Origin of the sequence: Klebsiella sp. RCJ4 (assembly GCF_009025755.1) — a bacterium.
In the GTDB taxonomy this organism is placed as follows: domain Bacteria; phylum Pseudomonadota; class Gammaproteobacteria; order Enterobacterales; family Enterobacteriaceae; genus Klebsiella; species Klebsiella michiganensis.
The window spans coordinates 152,129-171,777 of sequence record NZ_WCIN01000036.1; the positions used below are offsets into that span (position 1 = coordinate 152,129).

Here is a 19,649-nt window from a genome sequence, read left to right on the forward strand (position 1 = left end):
CCTTGTCACTTAACCGTTAATTATTTCTGCAGTTCCATGCGTTTGATGTCGCCAACCACAAACAGATAGCAAACCATCGCCATCAGGGCTGAGCATCCGACGAAGACCAGCGCTGCGTTGAATGAGTGCAGCTCGCTCACCAGGTAACCGATAACCAGCGGGGTTACGATGGAAGCGACGTTACCAAATACGTTAAAGACGCCGCCGCACAGGCCGACAATCTCTTTCGGCGCGGTATCGGAAATCACCGGCCAGCCCAGCGCGCCGAACCCTTTACCGAAGAAAGCCAGCGCCATCAGGGTCACCACCAGCGCGGTGTTATCGGTGTAGTTACACAGAATGATGGTGGAAGCCAGCAGCATTCCAAGGACGATCGGCAGCTTACGCGCCACGGTGATGGAAAAACCGCGTTTAATCAGATAGTCGGAGAACACCCCGCCCAGCACGCCGCCGGCAAAACCGCACAGCGCCGGAATCGATGCGACCAGACCCACTTTCAGAATCGACATGCCCTTTTCCTGCACCAGATAAATCGGGAACCAGGTGAGGAAGAACCAGGTGATGGTATTGATAAAATATTGGCCGAAGAATACGCCCAGCATCATGCGGTTGGTCAACAGCTGCTTGATATAGTGCAGTTTAGGTCCGCTGGCCGCCGTGCTGCCGGGCTTTTTATGGTCCATATCAACGACGGCGCCGTTCTCGGAGATAAACTTCAGCTCCTCCTGCGTCATGCGCGGGTGGTCGGTGGGGTTGTGGATCAGTTTTATCCACAGACCGGTCAGCACAAAGCCAATCACGCCCATGACGGTGAAGACATGCTCCCAACCCCAGGCGAAGGTCAGCCAGCCCAGCAGCGGCGAGAACAGCGCCAGGGAGAAATACTGCGCGGAGTTAAAGATCGCCGATGCGGTCCCGCGCTCTTTCGTCGGAAACCACGCCGCGACGATACGGGCGTTTGCCGGGAAAGATGGCGCTTCAGAGAAACCCAGCATAAAGCGCATAAAAAACATTGAGATACCCGCCCACGCCAGTGGAAACATATCCACAAAGCCTTGCAGGAAGGTAAACAGCGACCAGAAGAACAGGCTGTAAGAGTAGACTTTCTTCGAGCCAAATTTATCGAGCAGCCAGCCGCCGGGGATCTGCATCAGCAGGTAGGCCCAGCCGAAAGCAGAGAAAATATAGCCCATCGAGACCGCGCTCAGCTGCAGCTCTTTCGCCACCTCTGTACCGGCGATCGAGAGCGTCGCCCGGTCGGCATAGTTAACGGCGGTAACAATGAAAATGATCAACAGAATTAAATATCGAGTTGGCACTTCCCTTTTCTGTTCTATCGTTGCATCCAGACTCATCTAATATTCCTCAGGTACAACACACCTTCCATTATTTATTTTGGTGTGATTCTTTATTATTCAGAAATCAATATCAGAAGGTATCGATTTACTTATCCGGCGCATTGCAAGCATGACTCAGTATAATCAGCTTGCGAGCGTTAAACACTGTGCACATAACCTGTAAATGGCGTTTAATTATCGTTATTGTTGTGCAAATGCAATAATCAGTGGGCGCTGTTCCACAGTTCCAGCGATTTCCCTCTTTAACGTATTCGCCCGCGCAGCAATGGGTGATTTAGATCACATTTTCAGATTCAAACACCTGACATTCTCTATTTCACAAATCTGCACATCAGAAATTGAATATACCCTAAATATTTCGAGTTGCATGAAGGCGGCAGCGCAGGGAATCCCCATGAGCTTACTAAAGTAAGTGACTGGGGTGAGCGAGGAAAGCCAGCGCACATGCAGCTTGAAATATGACGGATATAAACGTTTTATTTTATTATTCGCACCTTGCTGGAGAATACTGGACAATGGCTGACATTGAAATTAGACAAGAATCGCCAACGGCGTTTTATATAAAAGTAGACGAAACGGATAACGTGGCGATTATTGTTAACGATCGAGGTTTAAAGGCCGGAACGCGTTTCCCTGACGGGCTCACGCTCGTTGAACATATCCCGCAAGGCCATAAAGTCGCGCTGGTCGATATTCCCGTCCACGGTGAAATCATCCGCTATGGCGAAGTGATTGGCTATGCGGTACGCGATATTCCGCAGGGCAGCTGGATTGACGAATCGCTGGTCGAACTACCGAAAGCGCCGCCGCTGCATACCCTACCGCTGGCGACCAAAGTCCCGGCGCCGCTGCCGCCGCTGGAAGGCTATACCTTCGAAGGCTATCGCAACGCCGACGGTAGCGTGGGCACCAAAAACCTGCTCGGCATTAGCACCAGCGTGCACTGCGTGGCGGGCGTCGTCGATTACGTGGTGAAAATTATCGAACGCGATCTGCTGCCGAAGTATCCCAACGTCGATGGCGTTGTGGGTCTGAACCACCTGTATGGCTGCGGCGTGGCGATTAACGCCCCGGCGGCGGTCGTCCCGATCCGCACCATTCATAACCTGGCGCTCAATCCAAACTTCGGCGGCGAAGTGATGGTGATTGGCCTTGGCTGCGAAAAACTGCAGCCGGAGCGCCTGCTGGAAGGCACCGACGATGTGAAAAGTATCCCCGTGGATAGCGCCAGCATCGTCAGCCTGCAGGATGAGAAGCACGTTGGTTTTAAATCAATGGTGGATGACATTCTGCAGGTCGCCGAGCGCCACCTGGAGAAGCTGAACCAGCGCCAGCGTGAAACCTGCCCGGCCTCCGAGCTGGTTGTCGGTATGCAGTGCGGCGGCAGCGATGCGTTTTCTGGCGTCACCGCCAACCCGGCGGTGGGCTACGCATCCGATCTGCTGGTGCGCTGCGGGGCGACCGTTATGTTCTCGGAAGTCACCGAAGTGCGCGATGCGATCCACTTGCTGACGCCGCGCGCCATCAACGAAGAAGTCGGAAAACGCCTGCTGGAGGAGATGGCCTGGTACGATAACTATCTCGATATGGGCAAAACCGACCGCAGCGCCAACCCCTCCCCGGGCAACAAGAAAGGCGGCCTGGCGAACGTCGTCGAGAAAGCGCTGGGCTCTATCGCTAAATCCGGGAAGAGCGCGATTGCCGAAGTGCTCTCTCCGGGGCAGCGCCCGACCAAACGCGGGCTGATTTACGCCGCGACGCCGGCGAGCGACTTTGTCTGCGGTACTCAGCAGGTGGCTTCCGGGATCACGGTGCAGGTCTTTACTACCGGTCGCGGTACGCCGTACGGCCTGGTCGCCGTGCCGGTCATAAAAATGGCGACGCGTACCGAGCTGGCAAACCGCTGGTATGACTTAATGGATATCAACGCGGGAACCATCGCCACCGGAGAAGAAACCATCGAAGAGGTAGGGCTGAAGCTGTTTGAATTTATTCTTGATGTCGCCAGCGGCCGCAAGAAGACCTTCTCGGATCAGTGGGGATTGCACAATCAGCTGGCGGTGTTTAACCCGGCGCCGGTGACGTGATCGAATCAGCAATTTATCCCGCTCGTGATGCTTCGGGCGGGATACCTCTGCTATTGATGCGCGTTAAGAAAGGCCTCTATCTGCGCCTTCGTGGACGTTCCCTCCATCGGGCCACGGCGGGAAATCGCCAGAGAGCCGCTGGCGTTGGCCCATCTCAGTGCCTCCTGCGGCGATGCGCCGGACAGGAACAGGCTGACAAAGGTCGCACCGAAGCAGTCGCCAGCTCCCGTTGGGTCCACGACCGGGACATGAAAACCGGCAACATGATGCATTTCCCGGGCGCTGAAATAGCTCGCTCCGCGCGGGCCGCGTTTAATCACCACGTGCTTAACGCCGCGCTTTAAAAGCTTATCCACCAGCACCTGTTCATCGCGCCCCGGGTTGAGGCCAAAGTAATCCAGTTCGCCATCGCTGGGCAAAAAGATATCGGTGTAATCAAGGATATACTCAAAGGCCTGCGACATTTCAGGGATATTAAGCATCTCTTTACGGATATTCGGATCGAACGAAACCGTGCCGTTGCGCGCTTTGATATTTTCAATCGCTTTACGCATCGCGTCGATCATGCGAAACGAAAACAGCGAAGAGCCCATAATGTGAAAATGGTTGCACTGGCTAAGCAGAGTATCGTCAATATGGTCAGCGGTTAGCAGGCCGCAGGCGCTGTTCGGCATATTAAAAATAAAATCGCGCTGCGCCTGGCTGCGGTAGCTCACAAATGCGCTGCCGGTGGTCGCCTTTTGCAGTATGGCGATGCCATTAATATTCACGCCGTCGCTTTCCAGCCGCGCGATATTCATTTCACCAAACGCATCGTTGCCAACGCAGCTAAAAAGCACCGACCCTAACCCCAGCTTTGCCACCTGATCGGCGAAAATTGCCGGCGCGCCGCTGGGATATGGCCCCCAAAACTCTCCCGGGCGCGAAAAGCCCTGGTTCTCTTCTTTTGCCAGAAACTCCACCAGTAGTTCGCCGATGGTGCAAATGGTCACATTCATCATCGCTCCTTTACTTTGCCTTTTGCAAAGCAGGGTTGAGCCATGTCAGGCACTCGTTATTGGTATAGCTGTTAGTCAGGCCAGCGGCGAGAAGGCGGGCATGATACTCCGCGGCGACAATCTGCGGCGTCACGATGCCGCTAATTTGCTGCAAATCGCCAATCGGGTAGCGCTTGTCGCCATACACCGGACGATGCGCGACGACCGCAATCGCCCTCTCACTTTGCGCCACCGCTTCGCTCAGCAGGCGGGCGCTGGCTTCCTGTCTGACGCTTAAGGTGCCATCTTCAGCAATGTGGTCGACAGCGATCAGCGCTCGCGAGGGACGATAATGACCCAGCGCGCTCAGCGCCAGATCGCCTTCGACTATTTTGCCGCTACTCCCCAACACACCGCCGAGCAGCACGGTTTCTCCATTCAGGAACTCCTGCGCCAGCGGCACATGCGCCAGGTCGTTTAATAGCAGGCAGAGCTCGTCATAACCGGCAAGGAAAGGGATCACTTTGCGTAAGATTGATCCCTGCCCCAGGAACAGCGTTTCGCTATCTTCGATCTGCGCAGCGATCTGGCGCGCCATTTCGGTCTCCAGCGCTTTGTCCGTGGCAACCGGGGCTTCCTGAGCCAGGGCGACCGGAGCGCCGGCCTGGGAAGTGTAAATTGCGCCGCCAAACGAGCGCTTAAGGTAGCCCTGCTGTTCAAGGTAGTTCAGGTCATTACGGATCGTTACCCCAGATACAGCCAGCATTTCAGCCAGATCGTCGACTTTGATCTCTCCGTTCTTGCGCACGATCTCCGCGATGTCCAGGCGCCTTTTCAGCAGACTTGTAGACGGTTTTGCCACAGTGTTGTGCCTTCTTATTTTCTCCCAGAATAACTTTCATTTTTAAATTTCCCCGCTGCATTGTCAAACGCAAGGCCTTCCATACCTGTTTCACGTCGATTTAAAAACATTTAATTCAGTAAGTTACATAAAACATTGTCATTTAAGATACTTTTAAAAAAGAAAACAAACAAGACTATATAACTTTCATTTTTAAAATTACATCACTGTTGTGTGCGATTGATCACAACAATACGCCGAGACGATCGCTACATTACTTTCAAAATGAAGATTCAAAACACAAAAGTACTTACAACATGAAAGTAAAGGAGAACGAATGTACATTATTTCGAGTAAAAACATGCTGTTGAAAGCTCAGCGCCACGGCTATGCCGTTCCCGCCTTTAATATCCACAACCTGGAAACGATGCAGGTGGTGGTAGAAACCGCCGCCGAACTGCGTTCTCCGCTGATCCTTGCCGGCACCCCGGGAACTTATAGCTATGCAGGAACCGGGAACGTGGTGGCGATCGCTCGCGATCTGGCTAAATACTGGGATCTTCCCTTAGCGGTCCACCTCGATCACCATGAAGATCTGACCGATATCACGCATAAAGTGCAGGCCGGTATCCGCTCGGTCATGATCGACGGTTCACACTCGCCTTTTGAAGAAAACGTCGCGTTAGTCAAGAGCGTGGTTGAACTGAGCCATCGCTATGATGCCAGCGTTGAAGCCGAACTCGGCCGTCTGGGCGGCGTGGAGGATGATTTGGTGGTCGATGCAAAAGATGCGCTGTATACCAACCCGGAACAGGCGCGCGAATTTGTCACCCGCACCGGCATCGACTCGCTGGCGGTGGCTATCGGTACGGCGCACGGCATGTACGCCGCAGAACCCAAACTCGATTTTGAGCGCCTCGCCGCCATTCGCGATCGCGTTGACGTCCCTCTGGTTCTTCATGGCGCATCCGGGCTGGCCGATAGCGATATCCGCCGGGCAATCTCTCTGGGCGTGTGCAAAGTCAACGTCGCTACCGAGCTGAAAATCGCGTTCTCCGATGCCCTGAAGCAGTACTTCGAGGAAAATCCGGACGCTAACGATCCGCGTCATTACATGAAACCGGCCAAAGCGGCGATGAAGGATATCGTACGCAAAGTCATTCACGTTTGTGGCTGTGAAGGACAACTGTAATTTTCGGATCGAAGGAGCAATGTCGTGATCCATACCCTGACACTCAATACGGCAATCGATATGAATATCTTTTGCGATCCGCTGAAGCCGTCGGCAGTGAACCGAACCCGGCACACCGAATATTGCCCGAATGGCAAAGGAGTGAACGTTTCGCTGATATTAAATCACTATCAGCAACCCACTCACATTATGGGTATTTTCGGTGGTTTCACTGGCCGTTATATCGTGGAAGAGTTACGTCAGAAAAAAATTAAAGTGACGCCGACATGGGTATCTGAGCCAACCCGAATTAATATTTTTATAAATGACGGCGCAGAGGAATATAAGCTCGTTAACCCCGGTGCAAAAATTGATGACGAGTGTAAACAGCAGGTTATTCATCATCTGCAATGCGTCACCTCCGGGGATTATTTAGCGATCAGCGGCAGCCTGCCGCCGGGAATTGAAAGCCGGTTCTATAGCGAGATCATTGAATTATGTCAGCAGAAAGGCTGCGAGATTATCCTCGATATCAGCCATCCGGTTCTGCGCCAGCTGCTGGAATTACGGCCATTGTTGATCAAACCCAACGATGACGAGCTGCGGGAAATATTTGGTCTCGACGTCAGCAACCATCAGCAGGTACGCGAAGCTATGCGTACCCTGCATCAGTTGGGCGCTCGCAACGTGCTGCTGACGATGGGCGCGGAGGGCCTTTACTTTTCCGATGGCGCAAGCGTGTGGTTTTGCTCCGCACCGAAAATTGAACTGGTCAGCTCCGCCTGCGCCGGCGACGCCGCGCTGGGCGCCTTTCTCAGTAAATGGATTAACGAAGACGATGTCGCTCACGCCCTGGCACTAGCCAGCGCGACCGGCGCCGACGTCGCCGGTTCCGCCGGATTAGGAAATTTACAACGCACAGAAGAATTATTACAGCAAATTCAGGTCGTTCAATTATAAAGGTCCGATTATGAAAAAAATTATTGCAGTTACCGGCTGCCCTACGGGTATTGCGCATACTTTTATGGCTGAAGAAGCCTTAAAAACCGCAGCGAAGAAATTAAATGTCGACATTAAAGTGGAAACCAACGGGGCTTCCGGCGTTGAAAATGCCATTACCCCCGCGGATTTAGAAGATATTTATGGTGTAATTATTGCCGCCGATAAAGACGTTAACGCCGAGCGATTTAATGGTCTGCCGGTCATTGAGGTTCCGGTTAAAGAAGCCATTCATCATCCGGTCGATTTAATTAATAAAGTGATCGGCGGCCAGGCGTCGCGCCGTCAGGGTATTTCTTCCTCGCCGGAGTCACCGGAGAAATACGCGCAAGAGTCTTTCGGACGCCAGGTTTATAAGCACCTGATGAGCGGCGTGTCCAACATGCTGCCGTTTGTGGTTGCCGGGGGGATTTTAATTGCCATCTCCTTCCTGTGGGGTATCTACTCAGCCGATCCGAACTCGCCGCAGTATAACGTTATTGCCGCGACGCTGATGAAAGTAGGCCAGCAGGCCTTCTCAATCATGGTGCCGATTTTTACCGCTTATATCGCCTGGTCTATTTCCGGCCGCCCCGGTATGGTTGCGGGCTTCGTCGGCGGCTTACTGGCCAACGCGACCGGCGCAGGCTTTCTCGGCGGGATTATCGCTGGTTTCGCCGCCGGTTATTTTATGTTGCTGATCCGCAATATGCTCAACGGCCTGCCGCGTCAGTATGAAGGGCTGAAATCGATCTTCATTATGCCGCTCGTTGGCGTGCTGGTAATAGGCGTGATGATGGTGCTGCTGGGTCAACCTGTCGCCGCCATCAACAACGCGATGATGAACTGGCTGAGTTCATTACAGGAAGCAAACCCGATTCTGCTGGGCATTGTGGTAGGCGCGATGTGCTCCTTCGACTTCGGCGGTCCGGTGAATAAAGCCGCCTACGTCACCGGTACGCTGCTGCTTGGCCAGGGGAACTACTTCTTTATGGCCGGGGTTTCCGCCGCCTGTATTACGCCGCCGCTGGTTATCGCGCTGGCGACAACCTTCTTCCCGAAAGGCTTCAGTGAAGAAGAGCGCGCCGCCGGGATGGTCAACTATATCCTCGGCTGCACCCATATTACTGAAGGCGCTATTCCATTCGCCGCGAAAGATCCTTTACGCGTCATCCCCATGATGATGATCGCCTCTTCCATCTCTGCGATTCTCAGCTATAGCCTGCAAATCCAGGTTCCTGCTCCGCACGGCGGCTTCCTGATCCTGCCGCTGGTAAGTAAACCGCTAATGTGGGTGCTGTGTATTCTCGCCGGTTCCGCCTGCGGCGCGGTCATGCTGGGATGCTGGAGGCTATGGCAAAAACGGACCCAGGAAGCAGCGACGCTTGCCGGTGCCATTAAATAAGGAGCTATTTATGCAACTGACTTGCGCAGATATCCATTTCGATCGCGCGATCAAAACGAAAGATGAAGCGCTGCAACGCGTCGTTGGCAGATTAACCGAAGCCGGGCATACCACGCCCGCTTATCTGAACGGCATGCGCGAACGCGAAGGACAAATCAGCACGTATCTTGGCAACGGTATTGCCATTCCTCACGGCACGCCGCAGAGCCGCGATGCGGTACTGAAAACCGGTGTCAAAGTACTGGCTTGCCCGCAGGGGGTGGATTGGGGAGAAGAACAAGCGGCTTATCTGATTGTGGGGATCGCCGCGCAGGACAACGAACACCTTGATATTCTTCGCCAGCTTACCCACGCCCTGAGCGACGAACGCGTACCTGCTGCGCTATCGCGCGCTGAGAGTCCGCAGGCGGTGCTGGAGATTCTGGCCGGCAATATCTTCCCGGCCGAAGGGGAAGAGATGGAACCGCCCCCGGCGTTCGATGAAGAGGCGACTTTTACCCTGCGCAATCCCCATGGACTGCACGCGCGGCCAAGCGCTGTACTGGTGAAAGCGGTGAAGCAGTGGCGATCGCAAATTCGGGTGGAAAATCTCGACACCCGTTCCGCTATTGTTGACGCCAAAAATCTGATGCGGGTGGTTTCTCTCGGCGCAAAACAGGGACATCGGCTGCACTTTATGGCCAGCGGGGAAGATGCCCATCAGGCGCTGGAGGCTATCGGTACGGCCTTTAATGCCGGATTAGGCGAAATTGCCGCTCAACCGCAGCAGGTCGTTCAGCCAGCAGAAAAGCCTAAACGGAGCTGGATTTCACGAATATTTAGTTAAATTTCAATAAATTAAAAACGCTCTGCCGTCATCGCCAGAGCGTTTTTTTATCTTTAACTTTCGTAACATTACGTTTTATCTTTCTTTTTTTCGAGATTGATCACAAATCAAAACAAAGGAGTTTGCGGGCAAAACAAAACATAACGAATATATTCGAAAGAAAACGGAGGTTTTAAATGAAAGATATTATTTCCCGCCACAAAGCTGGCGAACACATCGGCATCTGCTCAGTTTGTTCCGCGCATCCGCTGGTTATCGAAGCCGCGTTACGTTTCGATCTGCATACCAACAACAAGGTTCTTATCGAAGCAACCTCTAATCAGGTTAACCAGTTTGGCGGCTACACCGGAATGCAGCCTGCGGACTTCCGTGATTTCGTGAATAAAATTGCCCACGAAGTCGGTTTCCCGTCAGATCGCATCATCCTTGGCGGCGACCATCTCGGGCCAAACTGCTGGCAGGGCGAACCCGCCGCCGAAGCGATGGAAAAATCGGTCGATCTGATTAAAGCCTACGTCGCCGCGGGCTTCAGCAAAATCCATCTCGATGCCTCAATGTCCTGCGCTGACGATCCGGTACCGCTGGACCCGGCCGTCGTCGCCGAACGTGCCGCTCGCCTGTGCCAGGCCGCGGAAGAGACGGCAACCGACGCGCAGAAACGCCATCTGACCTACGTCATCGGCACCGAAGTTCCGGTTCCCGGCGGCGAAGCCAGCACCATCGGCAGCGTCCACGTAACCCGCGCCCAGGATGCGGCGGCAACGCTGGAAACCCATGAAGCCGCTTTCCGCAAGCTGGGTCTTAACGCAGCGCTGGAACGCGTCATCGCTATCGTGGTACAGCCCGGCGTTGAGTTCGACCATACGCAAATTATTCATTACCAGCCAGAGGCCGCCAAAGCGCTCTCCGCGTGGATCGAAGGCACGCCGATGGTCTACGAAGCGCACTCGACTGATTACCAGTCTCGTCAGGCCTACCGGGCGCTGGTGCGCGACCATTACGCCATCCTGAAAGTTGGCCCGGCGCTAACCTTCGCGCTGCGCGAAGCCATTTTTGCCCTCGCGCAAATGGAAAATGAGCTGATCGCTCCGGAATCCCGCAGCCGCGTGATGGAAGTGATTGATGAAGTAATGCTTAACGAGCCGGGCTACTGGAAGAAGTACTACCGCCCGACCTGGAGCCAGGCAATGGTGGATATCCACTTCAGCCTGTCCGATCGCATTCGCTACTACTGGCCGCATCCGCGTATTCGCCAGAGCGTGGAAAAGTTAATTGCAAACCTGACCGAAACTAAGCTGCCGCTGGGCCTTATCAGCCAGTATATGCCCGTGCAGTTTGAACGACTGTCGTTAAACGAACTCGCCGCCGTGCCGCACGACCTCATCCTCGACAAAATTCAGGATGTGCTGCGTGCCTACCGTTACGGCTGTTCATCCGAAATCGCCTGAAGTAAAGAGGATTTATGAGTCAATTGTTTGTTCGTACCGGCATTCATTTTAGTTCCAGCCGGCAGGCGCTGGAGCACATTGGCGAAGAGATGCTGGCGCGCGGCGTTGTGCACGACAGCTATCCACTGGCGCTGCTCGAACGAGAAGCAACTTTCCCCACCGGCATTGCGCTGGAGCAGCACGCGGTCGCGATTCCCCACTGCGAGGCGGTACATGCGAAGTCTCCGGCTATCTACCTGATTCGCCCGGACAACCCGGTCCCTTTTCAGCGAGCTGACGACGACGGCGAAATCGACGTTTCGTTAATCATCGCGCTGATTGTAGAAAATCCGACTGCACAGCTACAGCTGCTGCGCCGGTTATTTAGTGAGCTACAGAACCCGAACACGCTTGAAGCATTGCTGGCTGCCTCACAGGAGCAGCTGCCCGAGCTGTTTCGGCACTCTATCCTTGAGTCAGAGCCCAGCGCTCAGGCTTTATAACAGACTGATAATAAAAGGGGTACCCTATGAAACGTAAAGTAATCGTCGCCTGTGGCGGCGCTGTCGCCACCTCGACCATGGCCGCAGAAGAGATCAAAGATCTGTGCGCGGACCACAGCATCGAGCTGGACCTGGTGCAGTGTCGGGTGAATGAAATCGAAACCTATATGGACGGCGCGCACCTCATCTGCACCACCGCCCGGGTTGACAGAACCTTTGGCGACATTCCGGTGGTTCACGGTATGCCTTTCATTTCTGGCGTAGGCATTGAAGAACTGCAGCAAAAAATCCTGAACATCCTGACGGAGTAACGCCCATGTTTAGCGAAATCATGCGTTATATCCTCGACCTTGGTCCAACGGTGATGCTGCCGATCGTGATCATCATCTTCTCCAAAATACTGGGGATGAAGCTCGGGGACTGTTTTAAATCAGGCCTGCACATCGGGATTGGTTTCGTCGGTATCGGCCTGGTTATCGGCCTGATGCTCGACTCCATCGGCCCGGCGGCGAAAGCGATGGCGGAGCATTTCCAGATTAACCTGCACGTGATTGATATTGGCTGGCCGGGGTCGTCGCCGATGACCTGGGCCTCGCAAATCGCGCTGGTGGCGATTCCCATCGCCATCGCGGTCAACATTTTCATGCTGGTCACCCGAATGACTCGCGTCGTGAACGTCGACATCTGGAACATCTGGCATATGACCTTTACCGGCGCAATGCTGCATATCGCGACCGGTTCTTACTGGATTGGGATTCTTGGCGTAGTGGTGCATGCGGCTTTCGTCTACAAGCTCGGCGACTGGTTTGCGAAGGATACCCGCGACTTTTTCGGCCTCGATGGTATTGCTATTCCGCACGGTAGCTCGGCGTATTTAGGGCCGATAGCGGTGCTGGTCGATACGATTATCGAAAAAATTCCCGGCCTGAACCGCATCCACTTCAGCGCTGACGACATCCAGAAACGCTTCGGTCCGTTTGGCGAACCGGTCACCGTCGGTTTTGTAATGGGTCTGGTCATCGGCGCGCTGGCGGGCTACGACCTGAAGGGCATCCTCCAGCTGGCGGTGAAAACCGCGGCCGTCATGCTGCTGATGCCGCGCGTCATCAAACCTATCATGGATGGCCTGAACCCGATTGCCAAACAGGCGCGTAAACGTCTGCAGGCGAAGTTTGGCGGCCAGGATTTCCTGATTGGTCTCGATCCGGCGCTGCTGCTTGGTCATACCTCGGTCGTATCGGCCAGCCTGATCTTTATTCCGCTAACTATTCTGATCGCGGTTGTGGTGCCGGGCAACCAGGTCCTGCCGTTCGGCGATCTCGCGACCATTGGATTCTTTGTCGCCATGGCGGTGGCGGTACACCAGGGGAACCTGTTCCGCACGCTGATTTCCGGGATCATCCTGATGGGGATAACGCTATGGATTGCCACGCAGACCATCGGCCTGCATACCCAGCTGGCGGCTAACGCCGGGGCTCTGAAGACGGGCGGCCTTGTGGCCTCTATGGACCAGGGCGGTTCACCGGTTACCTGGCTGCTCATTCAGCTCTTCACCTGGCAAAACGTGGTGGGTTTTGTGGTTATCGGCGTCATCTATGTTGCCGGCGTGCTGTTGACGTGGCGTCGGGCGCGCAGCTTCGCCGCCGCAGAGAAAGCCGCCGTCGCGCAACAAAGCCCGGGCGTTTCTTAATCTCAAGGGGGAGCATCCGCTCCCCGGACATTTCTGGAGAATATTATGCAATCAGTGGTTATCCATGCTGAGGGGACAGTGCGCGTTGAAGAACGCCCGATACCGACTCTACAAACGGAAAACGATGTCCTGGTCAAAGTCGTCAGCTCCGGATTGTGCGGTTCCGATATTCCGCGCATCTTCGCCAAAGGCGCCCACTACTATCCCATCACCCTGGGTCATGAGTTCAGCGGCTATGTTGAATCTTACGGCTCAGCGGTGACCGACCTGCAGCCGGGCGACGCGGTAGCCTGCGTGCCTCTGCTCCCCTGCTTTAACTGCCCCCAGTGCCAGCGCGAATACTTCTCTCTCTGCAAACAGTACCAGTTTGTCGGTTCGCGCAGCGAAGGCGGAAATGCGCAGTACGTGGTGGTCAAACGCGCCAACCTGTTCCGTCTGCCGGACCAGATGCCGATTGATGACGGCGCGTTTATTGAACCGATGACCGTCGGCCTGCACGCCTTCCATCTGGCTCAGGGCTGCGAAGGGAAAAACGTCATTATTATTGGCGCAGGCACAATCGGTTTGCTGGCGTTGCAGTGCGCCCGCGAACTGGGCGCCAAAAGCATTACGGCAATCGATATCAACCCGCAGAAGCTGGCGCTGGCAAAAACGCTCGGCGCAACGCACGTCTTTAACAGCAAGGAGATGAGCGGCAAACAGATTCAAACGGCGCTGGAAGAGATTCAGTTCGACCAGCTGGTGCTGGAAACCGCCGGTACGCCGCAAACCGTGGCGCTGGGCATTGAGGTCGCCGGACCGCGCGCGCAGCTGGCGCTGGTGGGTACCTTGCACCATGACTTAACGCTGCCTTTCGCCACCTTTGGCCAGATTCTTCGAAAAGAGCTGACTATTGTCGGCAGCTGGATGAACTACTCGGGCCCGTGGCCTGGAAAAGAGTGGCAAACGGCGGTTCGCCTGCTGACGGAAAAACGCATTCAGCTTGCCCCGCTTATCACCCACATCGGCGATGCCGAAAGCTTTGCCCGCGAAGTCCAGGCGCTCAACGGTGCGCCGATGCAGGGGAAAATCCTGCTTAAACTCTCCTGACCAACTGAGCCAGCAATCAGAGCTGGCTCACATAACCTTTCGAAAATTATCGTTCAACTTTCATTACCCTTCGATTACACTAAGATCAGTTAATTATCAGGCAAATTAATATGAACTCATTCGAGCGAAGGAATAAAATTGTCGAAATGGTCAATGCGCAGGGTAGCGTATTGGTGCTGGACCTTTCGAATCTCTTTGGCATCTCCGAAGTGACAATCCGGGCCGATCTCCGTTTACTGGAAGAAAAAGGGTTACTCACCCGCTTTCACGGCGGTGCCGCAAGGCCCGGCAGCAATTTGACCGAAGGAGATAATCTGGAAGTGGTGCTTGAAGATCGTTATCAGTTGGCCAGCGATCCGAAAAAACGGATAGCCCAGGCCGCGGCGGCGATGATTAGCGAAGGCATGACGGTGATCCTGGATAGCGGCAGCACTACCCTACTGATTGCCGAGGCGCTGGTACGTATGACCAATATCACGGTGATTACCAACAGCCTGCCCGCGGCGTTTACGCTATCCGAAAACAAAGATATCACCCTGGTGGTCTGCGGCGGCACCGTACGCCACAAAACACACTCCATGCACGGTACCATCGCCGAACGTTCTCTTCAGGGCATCAGCGCCGATCTGATGTTCGTCGGCGCAGACGGCATCGATACCACCAACGGCATCACCACCTTCAACGAAGGTTACTCCATCAGCGGCGTCATGGCCGCCGCGGCACATAAGGTCATTGCCGTGCTGGACGCCAGCAAATTCAATCGCCGCGGGTTCAATCAAGTTCTACCGATGGAGAAAATAAACTGCGTGATTACCGACAGCGAAATAAATGAAGAACATCGGAAGGCATTAAAAAGTACCGGGATTGAGTTACACATCGTATAGAAAATAAGGCAGATGCGGTGACATCTGCCCTATTGACCATCACGTTTTGTACGCTGATAACCCGCTAAAGAATGCGCCAGGCTCCCCTTTTTTTTGCGCCGGTCCGCTGTAATCTTCCCTTTTGCTGCAGCGTCTTCAGATACCGCTCAACGGTTCTGGCAGAAACATCTATTTCCTGAGCCATGTCTTTCGCGGTGCGCGTGGGTTCTTTAGACAAAAGCTTGAGGATCCGTTCCTCAACGGCCGCCAGCATTTCCACTTTTTCTTCCGACATTTCTTCCGACAGAGAAGCTGTTTGTCCTATGCCATCTTTCAACGCGATAACCATATTTTCCAGCATAAATTCAATAAACGGCGTGCTGTCACTCTGGCTATCACACATCCCTAAAACCTGGTAATAGCGCTCCTGCTGATAATGCATCAACGTTTCAACTGGTAGCCAGGCAAGCTCCGCGCGCCATTGGCTAAGAATTAAGGTTTGCCACAGGCGTCCCATTCGGCCATTACCATCGGCAAATGGATGGATAAACTCAAATTCGTAGTGGAAGACAGCTCCAGCGATAAGCGGATGAATGTCAGTGACTTTCAGCCATAGCAGCAACTCGTTTATCAAACGCTCGACCTGAGAGGCGGGGGGAGCCATATGAACCAGTCTGGTATCCCGGAAGATCCCTAAATCACCGTCACGCAGCTGGCCGGGGTTATCAACCAGCCCTATCATCAGCGTCCGGTGGGCGGTCAAAAGATCGGTTAACCGGTGGCTTTTCCATGTAGGCATTTTTTCATATGCCAGAAGAGCGTTTCTCACTTCCTGAATATCTTTTGCTGGCGCAAGAACACGTTTACCCTCCACTAGCGCAGTGACCTGATCGGTACTCAGGCTGTTATGCTCTATCGCCAAAGACGCCTGAATCGTACGAATACGATTCTCTTTTCGCAGAAGGGGGGAGGCTCGTCCCGTTTGAGCTGACCAGTGCCCTAACAGCTCACCAATCTCAACAACCAGATTGAGAATGGCAGGAGTAATGCTAAACGGCGGCTGGTAATGACTCATGAGATTAGTCTCCCTGCTGCTCCAGGGCATACTTATACAGGGCGTTTTTCTTCACGCCGTGGATTTCCGCAGCCAGCGCGGCGGCTTTTTTCAGCGGCAGCTCAGCCTGCAGCAGGGCCAGCGTACGCAGCGCTACCGCCGGCAGCGCCTCTTCCTGCGCTTTAAAACCTTCTACGATCAGCACCATCTCGCCTTTACGGCGATTTTCGTCCTCTTTCACCCATGCCAGCAGCTCGCCGATCGGCGCTCCGTGAATCGATTCCCAGGTTTTGGTCAGCTCACGTGCCAGCACCACGTAGCGGGACTCCCCCAGCACAGCGCAGATATCCTCCAGGCTTTCCAGCAGGCGGTGGGTAGACTCATAAAAAATAATCGTCCGCGGCTCTTCTTCCAGCGCCTTCAGCGTGTCACGACGCCCTTTGGATTTGGCAGGCAGAAAGCCTTCATAGCAGAAGCGATCCGAAGGCAGACCCGCCGCGCTCAGCGCCGCAATCGCCGCACAGGGGCCGGGCAGAGGCACCACGCGAATATTAGCTTCACGGCAGGTGCGCACCAGATGATAGCCGGGATCGTTAATCAGCGGCGTTCCGGCGTCGGAAACCAGCGCGATGTTTTGCCCCGCTTTAAGCTTCGCCACCAGCGTTTCCGCCTTTTGCTGCTCGTTGTGGTCATGAAGCGCGAATAAACGGGCGTTGATCGCAAAATGCTGCAGCAGCAAACCGGTATGGCGGGTATCTTCCGCTGCAACTAAATCAACGGCTTGCAACACTTCCAGCGCGCGTTGCGTGATATCAGACAGATTCCCTATCGGAGTGGGCACAATATAGAGCTGTCCCTGAGAATTATCTGCTGATTCGTGTTGTTTCATTGTCTCGTCCGTATTGCCGAATTAATATTGAGCATTGAGCCAAAAAAATATCACTGGACACATATGGTACCGTCAACATTTCTTCGTTCTAAACCCGTGCGTTGTCTGCCCGTACTGCTGGCCGCGCTGATCTTTGCCGGCTGCGGTACCCATACTCCGGATCAAAGTACGGCGTATTTGCAGGGTACGGCTCAGGCAGACTCCAGTTACTATCTGCAACAGATGCAGCAAAGCACGAATGATAGCAAGACCAACTGGCAATTACTCGCCATTCGTGCACTGCTGAAGGAAGGTAAGAAACCGCAGGCGATCGACCTGTTCAACCAGCTACCGTCTAATCTCAACGGTGCGCAAAGCCGCGAAAGGTCGCTGCTGGCGGTGGAAGTGAAGCTGGCGCAGAACGATTTCCAGGGCGCGCAGACACTGCTCAGCAAGCTCGACCCGGCAAGCCTTGAGGAGAACCAACTGCCCCGCTACTGGCAGGCGCAAATTGACGCCAGCCAGGGTCAACCCTCGCTGAACCTGCTGCGGGCCCTGATTGCCCAACAGTCGCTGTTAAGCCTGCCTGCGCAAAAGCAGAAAAACATCGACGCGACCTGGAAAGCGCTCACCGCCATGACCAAAGATCAGGCCAACGCGCTGGTCATTAACGCCGATGAGAACGTCCTGCAGGGCTGGCTGGATCTGCAGCGCATGTGGTTTGATAACCGCAGCGATCCGACGATGCTCAAGGCGGGAGTGAAAGACTGGCAGACTCGCTACCCGCAAAACCCGGGGGCGAAAATGCTGCCGACGCAGCTAGTGAATATGCAGAACTACCAGGCCGCATCGACCAATAAAATCGCCCTGCTGCTGCCGTTAAACGGCCAGGCGGCGATTTTTGGCCGCACGATCCAGCAGGGCTTTGAAGCGGCGAAGAACGGCGCGCCTGCCGTTGCAGGAAGCGCAGTACCCGCCCAGGTCGCCCAGGCGGCGAACGTTGCCGAAAGCGCCGTAGTCAGCCCATCGCAGGCGGAGGTCACCGATCTGACGACCACCAATAACGCTCAGACCCCGGTACAGGCGCCAGCGGCCGACCAGGCGCAAACCGCGGCGCCGGTCACCGCGCCGGCGGCAGTACAAGCCCCGACGCCGGAGGCCACCAGCCAGCCGGCGGAAGCGCCGCAGGCTCAGGCAGTCGCCGCAACGCCAGCCAACCCTTCCGCAGAACTGAAAATCTACGACACCACCACTCAGCCAATGAGCCAGCTGCTGGCCCAGGTACAGCAGGATGGCGCGACCATCGTCGTCGGCCCGCTGCTGAAAGATAATGTCGAAGATGTCATCAAGAGCAATACCTCGCTGAACGTGCTGGCGCTCAATCAGCCGGAAAAAGTCGAAAGCCGGGCCAATATCTGCTATTTCGCCCTCTCGCCGGAAGACGAAGCCCGCGACGCGGCGCATCACATTCACGATCAGGGCAAACAGACTCCGCTGCTGCTGGTGCCTCGCGGCGCCCTGGGCGATCGGGTGGTTACCGCCTTCGCCAACGAGTGGCTGAAGCTGGGGGGCGGTACCGTCCTGCAACAGCGCCTGGGCTCCACCGCCGAGCTGCGCGGCAGCGTCAACAGCGGTATTTCGCTAAGCGGTACGCCGGTCTCAACCCTGCCGTCAGCGCAGGACAGCGCCCTGGGTAGCCCGAGCGATGTGCCGGTCAGCAGCACCGGCGGCGTCGACGCCGCGTATATCCTGGCCACGCCGGAACAAATCGCTTACATCAAACCGATGATCGCCCTGCGTAACGGCAGCCAGAGCGGCGTAACGCTCTACGCCAGCTCCCGCAGCGCCCAGGGGACTTCCGGACCGGACTTCCGTCTGGAGATGGAAGGTCTGCAATATAGCGAGATCCCGATGCTGGCGGGAAGTAACCCTGCCCTGCAGCAGCAGGCGCTGGCCGCCGTTCGTAACGACTACTCGCTGGCGCGCCTGTACGCCATGGGCGCCGACGCCTGGTCCCTTGCCAACCATTTCTCGCAGATGCGCCAGGTTCCCGGCTTTGAGCTGAACGGCAATACCGGCGATCTTACGGCCACGCAGGATTGCGTGATCAACAGGAAACTGTCATGGCTCAAATACCAGGGTGGGCAAATCGTCGCGGCCAACTAAGTAAACAGACCGGCGATGCCTGGGAAACCCAGGCGCGCCGCTGGCTGGAGAGCCAGGGTCTGCGCTTTATCGCCGCCAACGTCCGCGAGCGCGGCGGCGAGATAGACCTCATCATGCGCGACGGCAGCGTCACCGTCTTTGTCGAAGTACGCTATCGTCGCAGCGCAAACTACGGCGATGCCGCCTCCAGCGTGACGCCGCAAAAGCAACAAAGACTGCTCAAAGCCGCGCGCCTGTGGCTCTGCCGACAGAATGGGAGCTTTGAGACTGTGGATTGCCGTTTCGATGTGGTAGCCTTCACCGGAAACGACATCCAATGGCTAAAAAACGCCTTTGGCGAATAGCG

The 19,649-nt window shown here is 55.2% G+C and carries 18 protein-coding genes; 13 read left to right on the forward strand and 5 right to left on the reverse strand.

What is annotated here, in order from left to right:
- Positions 1-20 precede the first annotated feature (20 nt).
- Positions 21-1,355: a galactarate/glucarate/glycerate transporter GarP gene (garP, locus tag F8562_RS13010; protein WP_014839617.1), complete on the reverse strand. Its 1,335-nt coding sequence runs from the start codon at positions 1,353-1,355 to the stop codon at positions 21-23.
- A gap of 518 nt (positions 1,356-1,873) precedes the next feature.
- On the opposite strand from garP, the gene garD reads away from it, so the two are divergent.
- On the forward strand, positions 1,874-3,445 hold the full coding sequence (gene garD, locus F8562_RS13015; protein ID WP_014226951.1) for a galactarate dehydratase: 1,572 nt from the start codon (positions 1,874-1,876) through the stop codon (positions 3,443-3,445).
- Between the two features lie 50 nt (positions 3,446-3,495).
- On the opposite strand, the gene F8562_RS13020 is transcribed toward garD, so the two are convergent.
- Both F8562_RS13020 and F8562_RS13025 read right to left on the reverse strand, forming a co-directional pair.
- A complete protein-coding gene (locus F8562_RS13020; protein ID WP_014226952.1) occupies positions 3,496-4,443 on the reverse strand; it encodes a sugar kinase in 948 nt (315 codons plus the stop codon).
- Between the two features lie 10 nt (positions 4,444-4,453).
- A complete protein-coding gene (locus F8562_RS13025) occupies positions 4,454-5,248 on the reverse strand; it encodes a DeoR/GlpR family DNA-binding transcription regulator (RefSeq protein ID WP_162097181.1) in 795 nt (264 codons plus the stop codon).
- Between the two features lie 352 nt (positions 5,249-5,600).
- On the opposite strand from F8562_RS13025, the gene F8562_RS13030 reads away from it, so the two are divergent.
- The 10 genes from F8562_RS13030 (at position 5,601) to F8562_RS13075 (ending at position 15,236) form a co-directional block, all read left to right on the forward strand.
- A complete protein-coding gene (locus F8562_RS13030; protein ID WP_014839619.1) occupies positions 5,601-6,455 on the forward strand; it encodes a tagatose bisphosphate family class II aldolase in 855 nt (284 codons plus the stop codon).
- A 24-nt stretch (positions 6,456-6,479) separates the two neighbouring features.
- Positions 6,480-7,394, forward strand: coding sequence for a 1-phosphofructokinase (gene pfkB, locus F8562_RS13035; RefSeq protein WP_014226955.1), 915 nt, complete (start codon positions 6,480-6,482; stop codon positions 7,392-7,394).
- 10 nt (positions 7,395-7,404) lie between these two features.
- On the forward strand, positions 7,405-8,817 hold the full coding sequence (locus F8562_RS13040) for a PTS fructose transporter subunit IIC (RefSeq protein WP_014226956.1): 1,413 nt from the start codon (positions 7,405-7,407) through the stop codon (positions 8,815-8,817).
- 10 nt (positions 8,818-8,827) lie between these two features.
- Positions 8,828-9,643, forward strand: a complete 816-nt coding sequence (locus F8562_RS13045) for an HPr family phosphocarrier protein (RefSeq protein WP_014226957.1) — start codon at positions 8,828-8,830, stop codon at positions 9,641-9,643.
- A 176-nt stretch (positions 9,644-9,819) separates the two neighbouring features.
- Positions 9,820-11,091 carry a tagatose-bisphosphate aldolase subunit GatZ gene (gatZ, locus tag F8562_RS13050; protein ID WP_014226958.1) on the forward strand — a complete coding sequence of 424 codons (1,272 nt, stop codon included), beginning with the start codon at positions 9,820-9,822 and terminating at the stop codon, positions 11,089-11,091.
- A gap of 14 nt (positions 11,092-11,105) precedes the next feature.
- A complete protein-coding gene (gene gatA / locus F8562_RS13055) occupies positions 11,106-11,573 on the forward strand; it encodes a PTS galactitol transporter subunit IIA (RefSeq protein WP_014226959.1) in 468 nt (155 codons plus the stop codon).
- A 26-nt stretch (positions 11,574-11,599) separates the two neighbouring features.
- Positions 11,600-11,884, forward strand: a complete 285-nt coding sequence (gene gatB / locus F8562_RS13060; RefSeq protein WP_004106023.1) for a PTS galactitol transporter subunit IIB — start codon at positions 11,600-11,602, stop codon at positions 11,882-11,884.
- A gap of 5 nt (positions 11,885-11,889) precedes the next feature.
- Positions 11,890-13,263 (forward strand): galactitol-specific PTS transporter subunit IIC, encoded by a 1,374-nt coding sequence (locus F8562_RS13065; RefSeq protein WP_014226960.1) that lies wholly within the window; start codon positions 11,890-11,892, stop codon positions 13,261-13,263.
- Between the two features lie 45 nt (positions 13,264-13,308).
- Entirely contained in the window at positions 13,309-14,352 is a 1,044-nt protein-coding gene (gene gatD / locus F8562_RS13070; protein ID WP_014226961.1) for a galactitol-1-phosphate 5-dehydrogenase, read from the forward strand.
- A gap of 110 nt (positions 14,353-14,462) precedes the next feature.
- Positions 14,463-15,236, forward strand: a complete 774-nt coding sequence (locus F8562_RS13075) for a DeoR/GlpR family DNA-binding transcription regulator (protein WP_014226962.1) — start codon at positions 14,463-14,465, stop codon at positions 15,234-15,236.
- 64 nt (positions 15,237-15,300) lie between these two features.
- On the opposite strand, the gene F8562_RS13080 is transcribed toward F8562_RS13075, so the two are convergent.
- A complete protein-coding gene (locus F8562_RS13080; protein WP_014226963.1) occupies positions 15,301-16,290 on the reverse strand; it encodes a Fic family protein in 990 nt (329 codons plus the stop codon).
- A gap of 4 nt (positions 16,291-16,294) precedes the next feature.
- Positions 16,295-17,158, reverse strand: a complete 864-nt coding sequence (gene rsmI, locus F8562_RS13085; RefSeq protein ID WP_014226964.1) for a 16S rRNA (cytidine(1402)-2'-O)-methyltransferase — start codon at positions 17,156-17,158, stop codon at positions 16,295-16,297.
- A gap of 63 nt (positions 17,159-17,221) precedes the next feature.
- Here rsmI and F8562_RS13090 point away from each other — a divergent pair, with 63 nt between their 5' ends.
- Together F8562_RS13090 and F8562_RS13095 are read left to right on the forward strand one after the other, a co-directional pair.
- Positions 17,222-19,303: a penicillin-binding protein activator gene (locus F8562_RS13090; protein ID WP_014226965.1), complete on the forward strand. Its 2,082-nt coding sequence runs from the start codon at positions 17,222-17,224 to the stop codon at positions 19,301-19,303.
- Positions 19,261-19,647 (forward strand): YraN family protein, encoded by a 387-nt coding sequence (locus tag F8562_RS13095; RefSeq protein WP_014226966.1) that lies wholly within the window; start codon positions 19,261-19,263, stop codon positions 19,645-19,647. Before F8562_RS13090 ends, F8562_RS13095 begins: the two co-directional genes overlap by 43 nt.
- Positions 19,648-19,649: the final 2 nt, after the last annotated feature.